Below are 13,077 nucleotides of genomic sequence, written 5' to 3' on the forward strand. Positions count from 1 at the left end.
GATTCTAGTCGAAACCAAAGATGAAGTCCACGTCATAAGATTCCTAGTCATATTCCTTGTCATTGAATGACGTGTCATATAGATTAATTCCATGACTTCACCAAGCACCCTCACTAGATCTGCCGAGCAGCTCCATACAGCCGTCCGCTGGACCCGGGCCCAGTGGCTGCTGCTTATGGTGGTGTGCACAGTTCTGGCCCTCGACGGCCTGGACGTTTCCATGGTGGGCGTAGCCCTTCCCTCCATCGGCCACGAACTCCACCTCGGAACCGATTCCCTGCAGTGGATCGTTTCCGCCTACGTGCTGGGCTATGGGAGCCTGCTGCTCCTGGGCGGGCGGCTCGCCGACCTGCTGGGCCGGCGTCGGATCTTCCTGATCGCTTTGACCGTGTTCGCCGCGGCATCGCTCCTCGGCGGCCTCGTGAATGATCCCACCCTCTTGATTGCCACGCGATTCGTGAAAGGCCTGGCCGCGGCATTCACTGCCCCTACCGGGTTCTCCATCATCACCACCAACTTCGCTGAGGGCCGCGAGCGGAACAAGGCGCTGTCCATCTTCACCACTTTCGGCGCGAGCGGCTTTTCGCTCGGACTGGTTGTTGGCGGGCTCATGACCAGCTTGAGCTGGCGCTGGACCTTCCTGGTGTCGGTCCCGATCGCCGTCGCGGTGGTGCTTCTCGGCATGTTGTTCATCCCCCGGGACAAGCCGTCCACGCAAGAAAGCGGCCACGATGTCTGGGGCGCAGTCACCCTCGCGCTCGGCATGCTTGGCCTCGTGTACACCTTGGTTTCAGCGCCGGAGAAGGGTTGGGGATCTGTGGCAACAATCGCCGGATTCGCCATCTCTGCTGCCGTGCTGGCAACTTTCGCCGTCATCGAAAACCGCGTCAAGCACCCGCTCATCCGCTTCGGCATCCTTCGTGAAGGCTGGGTGGCCCGCGCCAACCTGAGCGCCGTTGGATTGTTCGGCTCCTACCTGAGCTTCCAGTTCATCCTCACCATGTACCTGCAGTCGGTGCTCGGCTGGTCTCCCTTGGGCATGGCGCTTGCCTTGCTTCCCACCGGGCTCCTGGTGGCAACGAGCGCCCCCTTCGCGGACAGGTTCATCGAGAAATTCGGGGCCCCGAAGCTCATCCTCACCGGCCTGACCTCGCTGGGACTGGGCTACGTCTTGTTCCTCCGCGTTGGAACCTCACCCAACTACGTCCTGGACATCCTTCCCTCGGTCATCCTGCTGGGCATCGGTTTCGCTTTGGCTTTCCCGTCCATCAATGTCCAAGCCACCGCCGGCATCCGGGATTCTGAGCAAGGGCTGGCCGCCGGACTCATCCAGACCAGCACGCAGGTTGGTGCGGCTTTGGTCCTTGCTGTGACCACTGCGATCGTCAGCGGCCACGACACCGCCGCAGGGGCAAGCGGCACGGTCAGCGCCGCCGCGATGCTCGATCAGTATCGGCCCGGCTTGGTCCTGAGCGCTGCCGTGGCAATCGCGGCCCTGCTGGTGGCAGCGTCCCCGGCGCGCCGCCGTCGGGCACTTGCCGAGCAACCCGCAAGCTAAGGGGACTCGCGCGAAAGGTGCCGGCCCGCTGTTTCCACAGCGGGCCGGCACCGCTACTTAAACAAGGCGGCACCTTGCGCGAACGCGACGCTGCGCAACAATAGACCATGGTCAACTTCCTCAAGAAGTGGCAATCGGAACTGCGGATGACTTTTACGGGTCACCCGCAGTCCACGCCTGACTGGGTGCTGCGGCTTGCGGAGGGGAACGACCCCGGATACCACCTTCCCGGATCGGCCGTCTGGGCTGTCCACGGGTCCATGTCCACGATCGTCGCCGGAATCCGGGTGCTGCTCATGCAGTCCCTGCACCCCGGCGCCTTGGCGGGGGTGTACGACCATTCAGGCTTCAAAAGGGACCCCCTCGGCCGGCTGGCAAACACCATCCGTTGGATATTCACCGTGAGCTACGGCTCCATGGACGCGGCCCACACGGCAACCCATTTCGTGCGGCGGGTCCATGACTCCGTCAAGGGCAACTACGTTGACGCCCAGGGACAGACCCGCGAGTACTCAGCCAATGATCCCGAGCTTCTCCGCTGGGTCCACGTTGCGTACGCGGATTCCTTCGTGGCGGCACACCGGATCTGGGGTGGTCCGGTCCCCGGCGGTGCCGACGCCTACATCCGCGAGTGGGCCCAGGCCGGCCGCCTGATGGGAGTCGAGGACCCTCCCCTGAGCCTGGCCGAGGTGACCTCGGAAATGGACCAGTGGTACGCGTCCGGCCATCTCCGCGCGGACGAACGGCTCAGGGAAACCATCGATTTCATCAGGTACCCCCCGTTGAAAGCGTCGCTGCAACCGGGTTACCGGATCTTGTTCGCCGCGGCCGTGGCCAGCCTGGAGCCAAGGTATCGGGAACTGTTAGGGCTGGAAAAAGCCCGTTTTGGCCCCATCCCGCTGCCATCGATTCTCGCCGCGCGGGTGGTCCTCGCCGTCGTCCGCCTGACTTTGGGCCGCAGTGGCCCCAGCGAGCAAGCCGCCCGGAAACGGCTGCGGCGCTTGGGGTACGAGGCATAAACGCAAAGAAGCCCGGCGGAACGGCTTGTGGCCGTCCCGCCGGGCTTCTTTGACGAATCGCTAGATCAGCGCGTCCGACAGGTGGTTCGGAGTGCCGAAGCGGTGCGCCGTGATGCTGATGGCCTGCTCGTGCAGGAACGGCAGCATCTCGATGCGTCCGGCCGGGGTCACCATGCCGTGGTAGATCGCGACGTCGGGACGACCGCCGGTCGCGGCGCTCAGCGCGCTGCTGTCCCCGCCGATCAGGCGGATGCGGCCACCGTTGATGCCTGCAGCGGAAACCAGCCATTCGGCGTCGTTCTGGATGCGGGTGCCCACGCCGAGCCCCGCGAACGCCGCGATAACAGCCTCGGGAAGCTCGACGGCGGAGGACACCGTGAGTGCCGAACCCGCCACTGCCCCGGCTGCTACGACGCGAAGCAAGTCCACGAGCTTCCCGTCCTCGGACAGGCGGATGGTCACGGGGACGGCCCTGTACCGGAAGACGTTACGCTCGGCGCTCAGGCCGGAGACGTCCTTGCGGGTGCCGAATTCCGTGGCCCATGCCGCGGCGTCGCTGAAGAGCGCCTTCTGCAGGGCCTCCGCGTCGCTGGCCTCAACAAGCGGGCCTGCGGCCTTGGCCGCGGCCAGGATCGAGGCTGCCGCACCCTTGAGCGTGGCACCGCGCTTGGCTGCGGGCTCGGCCGGGAGCCAGCTGCCCAGTCCGAGCAGATAGTTGGGTCCGCCGGCCTTGGTGCCCGCGCCCACGGCGGACTTCTTCCAACCGCCGAACGGCTGCCGCTGGACGATTGCGCCCGTGATGCCGCGGTTCACGTAGAGGTTGCCGGCCTGGATGGTGTCCAGCCAGACGCCCATTTCATCGGAATCGAGCGAGTGCAGTCCGGCGGTGAGGCCGTATTCGATCTCGTTCTGGATGGCGATGGCTTCTTCCAAGGTGGACGCGGTCATGACGCCCAGGACCGGGCCGAAGAACTCGGTCAGATGGAAGTAGGAGCCGCGCTTGACGCCGAAGCGGATGCCCGGGGACCACAGACGGCCGGTCTCGTCCAGCTTCTCCGGCTTCACGGCCCAGGTCTCGCCGTCGCCGAGGGTTGTCAGTGCGTTGAGGAGCTTGCCGTTGGCCGGCTCGATGATCGGGCCCATCTGGGTAGTGGCCTGTTCCGGGTAGCCCACCTTGAGCGAGCGGGCAGCGTCCACGAGTTGGTTGTGGAAGCGCTCGGACGTGGCAACGGAACCCACCAGGATCACCAGCGAAGCGGCGGAGCACTTCTGTCCGGCGTGTCCGAAAGCCGAATACACGACGTCCTTGGCGGCGAGATCGAGGTCCGCGTGCGGGGTGACGATGATGGCGTTCTTGCCCGAAGTCTCCGCCAGCAGCGGGAGGTCCTGCCGGAAGGAGCGGAAGAGCTCAGCGGTCTCGTAACCGCCGGTGAGGATCACGCGGTCAACGCTGGGGTGCGAGACCAGCTGGGTGCCCAGCTCGCGTTCTTCGAGCTGCACGAGCGCCAGCACCTCACGCGGCACACCGGCCTCCCACAGCGCGTCCACCATGACGGAACCGGAGCGGCGGGCCTGCTTTGCGGGTTTGATCACGACGGCGGATCCCGCCGCGAGTGCCGCCAGCGTGGAGCCCGCAGGAATCGCCACCGGGAAGTTCCACGGCGGGGTGACTACGGTGAGGTTCGCTGGGACGAACGTGGCGCCGTCGACCGTTTCCAGGTCCTTGGCGCGCTCAGCGTAGTAGTGCGCGAAGTCGATTGCTTCGCTGACTTCGGGGTCGCCCTGTTCGATCGTCTTGCCGGTCTCGGAGGCCATGACCTCGAGAAGTTCGGCGCGGCGGGATTCCAGGATGTCGCCTGCGCGGTGCAGGATGGCTGCGCGCTCGGCGGCCGGCATGGCGCCCCATTTTTCGCCTGCCTCGACGGCGGCGGCGATGATGCGTTCCAGTTCCTGGGGCTCGCTGACCTTACTGGCTTCAACAATCGCGTTGCCGGCGGTGGAGCCCGGAATGCGTTCCAGGATGGCGCGGCCCCAGGCCCGGTTGGCGGGCAAGGCAGGGTCGGTGTCCGGCGTGTTGGCGAAGCCCTGGCTTGGCGTGGAGGCCTCGGGCTTGTTGCGGTCCTGCGTGCGGTTGGGGGCCGGAACGGCGTCGTCCAGCTCCGCGAGCGAGTGAAGGAAACGCTGCTTCTCGCGTTCGAACAGCGATTCGTTCTCGCTGAGTTCGAACACCGCCGACATGAAGTTGTCCTGGCTTGCACCCTCTTCGAGGCGGCGGATCAGGTAGGCGATGGCGACGTCGAACTCGCCCGGGTGCACCACCGGCGTGTACAGCAGGAGGCTGCCGACATCCTTGCGGACGGCCGTGGCCTGGCCCGTGGCCATGCCGAGGAGCATTTCGAACTCAATCGCGCCTTGCCCTTGCGAGGCGATCCCGCGCTCCTTGGCCAGCAGCCACGCGAATGCAACGTCGAAGAGGTTGTGGCCGGCGACGCCAATGCGGACCGCATCGATGTGCTCGGGGGTGAGGGCGTAGTTGAGGACGCGCTTGTAGTTGGTGTCCGAATCCTGCTTGGTGCCCCACGTGGCGAGCGGCCAGCCCTGGATGGAGGCCTGGACCTGTTCCATGGGCAGGTTGGCGCCCTTGACGACGCGCACCTTGATGGGAGCGCCGCCATTGGCCCGGCGGGCCGCAGCCCATTCCTGCAGTTCCTGCATGGCCGAGAGCGCGTCCGGGAGGTAGGCCTGCAGCACGATGCCGGCCTCGAGGTTCTTGAATTCGGGCTTGTCCAGGATCCGGGTGAACACGGCCATGGTCAGGCTGAGGTCCTTGTATTCCTCCATGTCCAGGTTGATGAACTTGGGTTTGGGGAACGATGCAGCCAGCTTGTAGAGCGGGGTGAGCTTCTCCACCACGTGGTCCACGGCTTCGTCGAAGGCCCACAGCGAGTGCGGGGCCACTGTGGAGGACTCCTTGATGGAGACGTAGTCGACGTCGTCACGAGCCAGGAGCTTGAGGGTTCCCTCGAGCCTGCGGCTGGCTTCGCGTTCGCCCAGGACGGCCTCGCCCAGCAAGTTCACGTTCAGGTGTACGCCGTTCTGCTTGATCTTGGCGATGGCCGGGCCGAGCTTGGCGTCCGTGGCGTCCACGATCAGGTGGCCCACCATGTCACGGAGGACTTTGCGCGCGATCGGGATGACCACCTGCGGCAGGACCGGAGCCATCACGCCGCCGGTGCGCACAGCAGCGCGCATGTACCAGGGCAGGAAGGCCGGGACCTTCGGGGCAAGCTTGGCCAGGTTGCGGCCGGCGACGGACAGATCCTCGGGACGGATGACGCCGTCGACGAATCCCACCGTGAAGTCCAGGCCATTCGGATCCTTGAGGACGCCGGCGAGGCGCTGTGCGGAGACGTCAACGGGCACCTTCGAGGCTTCGGTGAGCCAGTGTCGAACCAGTTGGATGGCTTCGTGGGCCAACTCCTGGAGGTGTCCGGATTCCGGGGTGGACTGTGTCCTGGCGTCGATGCTCGAATCCCGGGTTGGTGTGCTCATGCGCTTCGTTCCTTTTGGTGCGGAGAGGGCTTTGTTTCCACCAGTATGGATCTACAATCAGATTAGGAAAAGCGATCTTTTCTGAAGAATATTCATTAGATTTCTCGACCCTTCCGGAGAGCTGAATGCTGGATGTCCGCAGGCTGCGCTTGCTGCACGAATTAAAGATCCGCGGAACGCTCGCAGAAGTGGCCGACGCGATGAAGTACAGCCCGTCGTCGGTGTCCCAGCAGTTGACCTTGCTGGAGAAGGAAGCCGGCGTGAAACTACTGAGAAAATCCGGCCGGCGAGTGCAGCTCACGCCGCAGGCCGAGATCCTCGTGGAGCATGCGGCCGCGTTGTTGGCCACCTTGGAGCGGGCAGAGACGGATCTCGCGGCGTCTCTCTCCACGGTGACCGGCACAGTCCGGCTGGCCGTATTCCAAACCGCTGCCTTGGCCCTCATGCCGGACTTCCTCACCATCATGAAGGGCGAGTATCCCGAAGTGCGCGTGGAAATGATCCAACGCGAACCGGAGACTGCGCTCTATGAAACCTGGGCCCGCGACTTCGACATCGTCGTGGCCGAGCAGTACCCCGGACACGCGGCACCGCATCATCCCGGCCTGGACCGGGCCACCCTGACCAGCGACGCCATCAGGCTGGCCACTCCCCCCATTGGCCTGGGTGGGGAATCGATCTCCTCGCTGGCGGACACGGCCGCTCTGCCGTGGGTCATGGAACCGCGCGGTGCGGCGTCCCGGCACTGGGCGGAGCAAGCATGCCGCTCTGCCGGGTTCGAGCCCGACGTCCGCTACGAAACCGCGGACCTCCAAGCGCAAATCCGGCTTATCGAATCCGGCAATGCCGTGGCCCTCATGCCTGACCTCGTCTGGACGGGGCGGACCCCGCCAGTCCAACTGCTGGACCTTCCCGGACTCCCCAAGCGGACAGTCTTCACCTCAACGCGCACCGCCGGCCGGATCCACCCTGCGATTCTGGCGTGCCGGGAAGTGCTGGAACGGGTGGCTGCGGAACGGATGTAGGGCGTGGGTTGGGGGTCGCGGGGCGTGGGTTTTTGGGGGGTTTGGGTTGGGGTGCCGTCGGATTCTGCACGATCATTCCGCTCGTATGGCCCGCCCACCGCGTGATTCCGTGGCCTTGGAGTTCGCCCATTCGAATGATTGAGCGGAATCCGACGCCAATTCGAATAGACCCGTAACGCAAAAAGGCCCCGGTCCATAAGACCGGGGCCAACCGCGGAGAATGGGGGATTTGAACCCCCGAGGGCGTTAACCCAACACGCGTTCCAGGCGTGCGCCATAGGCCGCTAGGCGAATTCTCCATTGCTTCTGAATCAAAAGCAGACTCCACTGTACCCGAGAATTTCGGCATCGCCCAATCGGGACTTTCATGGCGCCGGGTTGGCCCTCAGTGCGCTTAAACGTAAAAATGGACGCCCCCAATGCGTCCATTCCTCCGGCACTCCGTTGAGCTGCTGGGTCCAGCCCCTGAAACCAGGCCCTGCAGCTCACAATCTTGAGATTGCCCCAATCGGTGTACATACCCATAGTCCGCTGCGTTCAGCAGTTTGGCAATGGAGATCAAGAACCATCCTTTGACCTGTTTTTAAACCATCCTCTGACCTGTTTTTAAGGGACGACTGGGAGGATGGTGCCATGAGCCAACTGCACGCCCTCGTTGTCTACGTCCCGGCATCGCACAGTGAGAACTTGCTGGCCGCAATCGGCGATGCCGGGGCAGGCAGAATCGGCGACTATTCGCATTGCTCCTTTACCACTCCGGGCACCGGACGCTTCACTCCATTGCCCGGAGCGGAGCCGTTCATCGGAGCCGTAGGACAGGGTGAAACGGTGCCGGAAATCCGGGTTGAGTGCGTGGTTGAGGAGGACGTGCTCGGCGCCGTCGTTCGAGCCCTGCGCTTGGCCCACCCTTACGAGGAACCGGCCTTCATGACGTGGCCGGTGAACGGGTGGCGCTAACCTCGGGAGGTCAACTGTCCGGCCGTTGCTCATTGTTAGGGGCAAGCCCCTCAGCAGCGGCAAGGAGCACACTGAGGTCCGCGGCTTCATCTTCGTTAGCCTGTGAGGCTTCCAAGACCCGACGACGCTGAGCGTAGTCGTCATAACGCTGAGCGACTGATTCTTTCATTTGGGCGCTGGAAACAGTGCCCGCGCCCATAAGCAAAGACCGTTCGTTGAAGTCGATGAAGCGATCCGCCTGAACGACCCAATCTGACATCAAAGTCTGCTGCCTTCGCCGTGCACGATCCTCGGCAAAATCCAAGAACATGACCGTCAGTCTGTCGAGTTCTCTGAGCTCGGACTCCTGAAGGTAGTTCTTGGCGACTTCAATATCAGCCTTCTTGACCTTGCTTCCGGGAAAGGTCGTGAGCCCGAAGTTGGGCTTCGACGCATCACACCTGGCCAGAACTAGTTCCGCAGCGGTCATCTCTGTCACGGCATAGATCAGCTTGTTCTGGATAGTGGCAAAGAACGTCCGGGCAACGGCGGATTTGCCATCGTAGTCCGCGCTCGTCTCGGCGAAGATCTCACGCACTTTTTGGTAGAACCGCTTTTCCGAGGCGCGGATGGACCTGATTCGCTCAAGCAGTTCGTCAAAGTAGTCGACTCCGACGGGGTCCTTCAGGTAAGCGTCATTCATCGCGAACCCCTTCACCAGATACTCCTTGAGTACGGTGGTGGCCCATTGACGAAACTGAACTGCCCTAGGCGTAGTGACCCGATAGCCAACCGCCAAAATCATGTCCAGGTTGTAAAACTTGACCTCCCGCTGGACTTGCCTGGTTCCCTCAGTTCGAACTATTAACTCTGAGTTAACAGTTGCCTCCGTCACTTCTCCGTCAGCCAAGATTCTCGCGATGAGCTGGGAGATGTTTGGCACAGTGGTTCCATAGAGATCAGCCAATTGGGCCTGTGACAGCCAAACCGTGCCCGCAACTGCACGCAATTGCACGACCTGTCTGCCATCACTGCTCGCATAGACGATGAACTCACCAGCACCGGGCTGTTCTGGCACGGGGAACCTCCAGTTGTTGGTAGCGCCTAGGGAAATAAGCGTTTCCACGATCGTATTCGTCACCACCGACACGGCAGCACCGGATCTATGGAAGCTGAAACGCGGGGACGCGAGTTCCAGTGGGATGCCGCAGACGTCGTTAGGCGTCCGGTTGGCGCTAACCCACTGGACATGCCCTCCCCTACACGCGAGCACTGGACATAATCCCAATATGTCCAGTCCTTGGCTCTCACAGGGGACATGTCCAGTGGAACCAGGGGCAGGAGGGGGACATGTCCACTGGAACCACCGAGCACCGAGGGGACATGTCCATTTCTTGGCTCTCACAGGGCGCATGTCCGCAAATTCGGAGGGCCCGATAACTTCGGGTAAGCTTGTCGACGGCCCCTCATGTGGCGTCATCCTGTTGAACTCCCCCAGGACCGGAAGGTAGCAAGGGTAGATGGGCTCTGGCGGGTGCATGAGGGGTCTCTTATTTAAATGTCAGTCCCTATAGGTAGGTTTCCCCTGTGACTGTTACTACTGCTCTTTACCGCAGATATCGCCCCGATTCTTTCGCGGACGTTATCGGGCAGGAACACGTCACCGAGCCGCTCATGACGGCCCTGCGCAAAAACCGGGTCAACCACGCCTACCTCTTCTCGGGCCCTCGCGGCTGCGGAAAAACCACGTCCGCCCGCATCCTCGCCCGCTGCCTCAATTGCGCCGAAGGCCCCACGGACACTCCTTGCGGCAAATGCAACAGCTGCGTTGAGCTGGCTCGCGGCGGCTCCGGCTCCCTCGACGTCATCGAGATCGACGCCGCCAGCCACGGTGGCGTGGACGACGCCCGCGATCTCCGCGAACGCGCCACCTTCGCCCCGGTCCGGGACCGCTACAAGATCTTCATCATTGACGAAGCCCACATGGTCACCTCTGCCGGTTTCAATGCTCTGCTGAAGATCGTCGAAGAGCCGCCGGAACACATCAAATTCATCTTCGCCACCACTGAGCCGGACAAGGTCATCGGCACCATCCGCTCCCGCACGCACCATTACCCCTTCCGGCTGGTGCCGCCCGAGCCCCTGATGCAGTACCTCGAGCTTCTCTGCCAACAGGAGAACGTGCCCGTGGCTCCGGGCGTGCTCTCCCTCGTCATCCGGGCCGGCGGCGGTTCCGTGCGCGATTCCCTCTCCGTACTTGACCAGCTCATGGCCGGCGCCGGACCCAACGGCCTGGACTATGAACTCGCCGTCGCTCTGCTCGGATACACCCACGCTTCACTGCTCGACGACGTCGTGGAGGCAATCGCAGCGTCCGATTCCGCCACCGTCTTCCGCGCTGTTGACCGTGTCATCCAAACAGGGCATGATCCCCGCCGCTTCGTCGAGGACTTGCTGGAGCGGTTCCGCGACCTCATCATCGTCCAAGCCATGCCGGAAAGCGCCCAGGCCATCCTTCGCGGCATGCCGGCGGACCAGATCGCCCGCATGCGCAGCCAGGCCAACAACCTCGGTGCCGCTGAGCTCTCCCGCGCCGCCGATGTCACGAACACCGCACTCACTGAAATGACCGGCGCCACCTCGCCCCGGCTGCATCTCGAACTGCTCTGCGCCCGGATCCTGCTGCCCAGTTCCGAGCAGACCGAACGTGGCATCGCGGCCCGGATCGACCGCGTCGAACGCCGCCTCAACTACGGCGGGGCTCTTCCCCCCGCGGAAGCCCAGACGCCGGAAGCTGCTGCGGTTCCCTCCATTTCCGCCGCGCCAACTGGCCGCCCAGCGGATCAACCGGTGGAACGCCCGACGGCGGCCGCCAGTCCCGTTCCCTCCTCACCAGGGCTCGACTCGCCCGCGCCCGCAGCAGCCACATCCGGGCCGGCCGAGGTCGCTGAGGCTCCGGCTTCCGGCCCTCCGTCTGCTTCCGTGGAACCGACCAGGGAACAACTGACACCGCCCCGGGTGTCCACTAGTGACTGGCCCGTGGATGAAACCAGGCAGCCGGTCAGCCGTCCCGGGTCCGAACAGGCAACACATTCCCCTGCCCCTGTTCCTGCGGCACAGCCCGTTGCCCAGGCGCCATCGGCTCAACCAGCGGCACATCAGGACCGGACCCAGTCCGTGGCGGCACCAGCTCAAACGTCCGCGCCACATCAAACGCCCGGACCGGCCCAGGCTCCGGCGTCAGCGCCCGCAGAACCGTCAGCGCCCGTGCAACCGCCAGCGTCCGCACAGGCCTCACGCCCCGCTACCGGTGGCGCCGATGTAGAGGTCATCCGGCGGGCTTGGCCTGAAATCCTCCAGACACTGACCAAGATCAAGCGCAGCAGTTGGGCATTGGTCGGAGCCAACGCCCAGGTGGCACAGTTCGACGGCCAGCTTCTGACTCTGGCATTCAGCACTGACGGCCTTGCGAGCGCCTTCAGCCGCGCAGACCATGCCGAGAACCTACGCCAAGCCATCCACAAGACAATCGGCATCGACTGCCAGATCACTTCGGTCGTCGGCGGCAACAGCTCGGGTAGCTCTGAACCAAACCCAAAAGCACCGGCTGACCAGACGCCCCCCGTAGGGAGTGGCGCCTCCCCAACTGTGTCGTCCGCCGTGGACAGCGCATGGGGACTTGCCCCTGCGGCACAAAGCCCTGCCGCCCCGGAAGCAGACAGGGCTGATGCGGCACCGGCACCGGTGGCACCAGCACCAGTGGCACCAACATCAATGGCACCGGCAACGTCGGGGCAGGTTCCTTCGGCGCCTGGCGAGGCGTCCGAACAGGCACGTGGATCCCAACTGGCCCCGGCCTCCGAGGCCGCTCCGACTCAACCTGTTTCCGCTGTACAGGGTCCACCCTCAGCAGCCGCCCCGGCATCGTCCGCCGCAGCAGCTGCGTCGTCCGCAACGGCGCCGACAGACCCGGCCGCGGACTACTCATATTCGGACGATGATTGGGGTCCCCCAAGGGACGAAGACGCCCCCCCGCTGGACGAGGAACCACCCATGGATTGGGTACCGTCGGCTCCTTCGGGCTTCACCGCCATGCCCACGGCCGGCCCCGGAGCCACGGCAGCCGCCCCATCGTCGGCCGCCGCTTCGGTACGCGCTCCTTCCACGCTGAATAGCTCAGTCCCCGCCAGCACCGCTCCCACGAGCAAGCGTTCCGCCCAGGCAACTTCGGAGAAGAAGTCCAACGCCCCGGAAGATCCATGGTCCAAGGCTGTCGAGCATGCGCCGGGCTCGTGGGTGGTCGGCACCGAATCCAACGTTGGTTCCGCGGCTTCGGGCACCTCTGCCGACCCTGACGGTCAGGCCACTTCATCCCAGCCAGCGACGCCCAGTCCCGTCTATGAACCCGCCGCCGCGCAGATTCCAAACCGGCATCAGGCTTCAGAGCCGGCACCAGCACCAGCCACTGCGCCAGCCGCCGATTGGTCAACGACGTGGTCGGCACCCCAGCCCGCCGCTTCCGGCCCGGCCGCGCCGCCAGTGGGCGCCTCGCCAGACGGTGCGTCGTCAGCCGGTGCACCGCCAACAACCGCGCCGTCCGGAGGCGAAACCGCGCGTTCGGCCGTAGCACTCGCACAACCCACTCCGCCAGCCCCTGCGTCTCCCCCGGCAACAGCGCCGGCGCCTTCGGGAACCGGAAAACAGAGCCTCTACCAACGGCTTTCGAACAGCCCCGAAGCCATGGCCGGGCGGGAGAAAGCACCGGCACGGGCCGCCGTCGCTCCCGGCAGCGTGGTGGAAGACATCCCGAGTGCCGACGACGAGACGATCGAGGAATCGGGAGTCTTTGGACGGGCCGCCGTCGAGCGTATTCTGGGCGGAAAGCTACTCGAAGAACGGTCGCTGGACGGCAATCCCCTGATGCGCCGCTAACAACCGGACGCCGTATCAACACCCTGCGCGGGCCCGCACGGTGTTCGGCGGGGAA

General features: G+C 64.3%; 7 protein-coding genes, 1 tRNA gene and 1 other RNA gene. 6 read left to right on the top strand and 3 right to left on the bottom strand.

Annotation, left to right across the window (positions count from 1 at the left end; translation table 11 throughout):
* Positions 1 to 91 precede the first annotated feature (91 nt).
* Together NFJ07_RS17100 and NFJ07_RS17105 are read left to right on the top strand one after the other, a co-directional pair.
* On the top strand, positions 92 to 1,558 hold the full coding sequence (locus NFJ07_RS17100) for an MFS transporter (RefSeq protein ID WP_269996070.1): 1,467 nt from the start codon (positions 92 to 94) through the stop codon (positions 1,556 to 1,558).
* A 107-nt stretch (positions 1,559 to 1,665) separates the two neighbouring features.
* Positions 1,666 to 2,577: an oxygenase MpaB family protein gene (locus tag NFJ07_RS17105; protein ID WP_269996072.1), complete on the top strand. Its 912-nt coding sequence runs from the start codon at positions 1,666 to 1,668 to the stop codon at positions 2,575 to 2,577.
* Positions 2,578 to 2,637: 60 nt separating this feature from the next.
* On the opposite strand, the gene NFJ07_RS17110 is transcribed toward NFJ07_RS17105, so the two are convergent.
* A complete protein-coding gene (locus NFJ07_RS17110; RefSeq protein WP_269996074.1) occupies positions 2,638 to 6,129 on the bottom strand; it encodes a bifunctional proline dehydrogenase/L-glutamate gamma-semialdehyde dehydrogenase in 3,492 nt (1,163 codons plus the stop codon).
* Positions 6,130 to 6,254: 125 nt separating this feature from the next.
* On the opposite strand from NFJ07_RS17110, the gene NFJ07_RS17115 reads away from it, so the two are divergent.
* Complete coding sequence (locus NFJ07_RS17115) at positions 6,255 to 7,154, top strand: LysR substrate-binding domain-containing protein (RefSeq protein WP_269996076.1); 900 nt, start codon at positions 6,255 to 6,257, stop codon at positions 7,152 to 7,154.
* Between the two features lie 214 nt (positions 7,155 to 7,368).
* On the opposite strand, the gene NFJ07_RS17120 is transcribed toward NFJ07_RS17115, so the two are convergent.
* Positions 7,369 to 7,453 (bottom strand) — tRNA-Ser (locus NFJ07_RS17120).
* 334 nt (positions 7,454 to 7,787) lie between these two features.
* Here NFJ07_RS17120 and NFJ07_RS17125 point away from each other — a divergent pair.
* Positions 7,788 to 8,111 (top strand): hypothetical protein, encoded by a 324-nt coding sequence (locus NFJ07_RS17125; RefSeq protein WP_269996078.1) that lies wholly within the window; start codon positions 7,788 to 7,790, stop codon positions 8,109 to 8,111.
* A 10-nt stretch (positions 8,112 to 8,121) separates the two neighbouring features.
* Here the strand turns inward: NFJ07_RS17125 and NFJ07_RS17130 are convergent, their stop codons facing one another.
* On the bottom strand, positions 8,122 to 9,168 hold the full coding sequence (locus NFJ07_RS17130; protein ID WP_269996079.1) for a virulence RhuM family protein: 1,047 nt from the start codon (positions 9,166 to 9,168) through the stop codon (positions 8,122 to 8,124).
* Positions 9,169 to 9,547: 379 nt separating this feature from the next.
* Between NFJ07_RS17130 and ffs the strand changes: the two genes are divergently transcribed.
* Both ffs and NFJ07_RS17140 read left to right on the top strand, forming a co-directional pair.
* Positions 9,548 to 9,644: signal recognition particle sRNA small type (gene ffs / locus NFJ07_RS17135), an RNA gene on the top strand.
* A gap of 33 nt (positions 9,645 to 9,677) precedes the next feature.
* A complete protein-coding gene (locus NFJ07_RS17140; protein WP_269996080.1) occupies positions 9,678 to 13,022 on the top strand; it encodes a DNA polymerase III subunit gamma and tau in 3,345 nt (1,114 codons plus the stop codon).
* Positions 13,023 to 13,077: the final 55 nt, after the last annotated feature.

It is taken from the genome of Arthrobacter sp. B2a2-09 (assembly GCF_027587375.1).
Classification (GTDB): Bacteria; Actinomycetota; Actinomycetes; order Actinomycetales; family Micrococcaceae; genus Arthrobacter.

Bases quoted from the DNA above. Each gene is read 5' to 3' on its own strand.
- NFJ07_RS17105 (WP_269996072.1), top strand. From the start codon at position 1,666: ATGGTCAACTTCCTCAAGAAGTGGCAATCGGAACTGCGGATGACTTTT.
- NFJ07_RS17100 (WP_269996070.1), top strand. From the start codon at position 92: ATGACTTCACCAAGCACCCTCACTAGATCTGCCGAGCAGCTCCATACA.
- NFJ07_RS17115 (WP_269996076.1), top strand. From the start codon at position 6,255: ATGCTGGATGTCCGCAGGCTGCGCTTGCTGCACGAATTAAAGATCCGC.
- NFJ07_RS17110 (WP_269996074.1), bottom strand. From the start codon at position 6,129: ATGAGCACACCAACCCGGGATTCGAGCATCGACGCCAGGACACAGTCC.
- NFJ07_RS17125 (WP_269996078.1), top strand. From the start codon at position 7,788: ATGAGCCAACTGCACGCCCTCGTTGTCTACGTCCCGGCATCGCACAGT.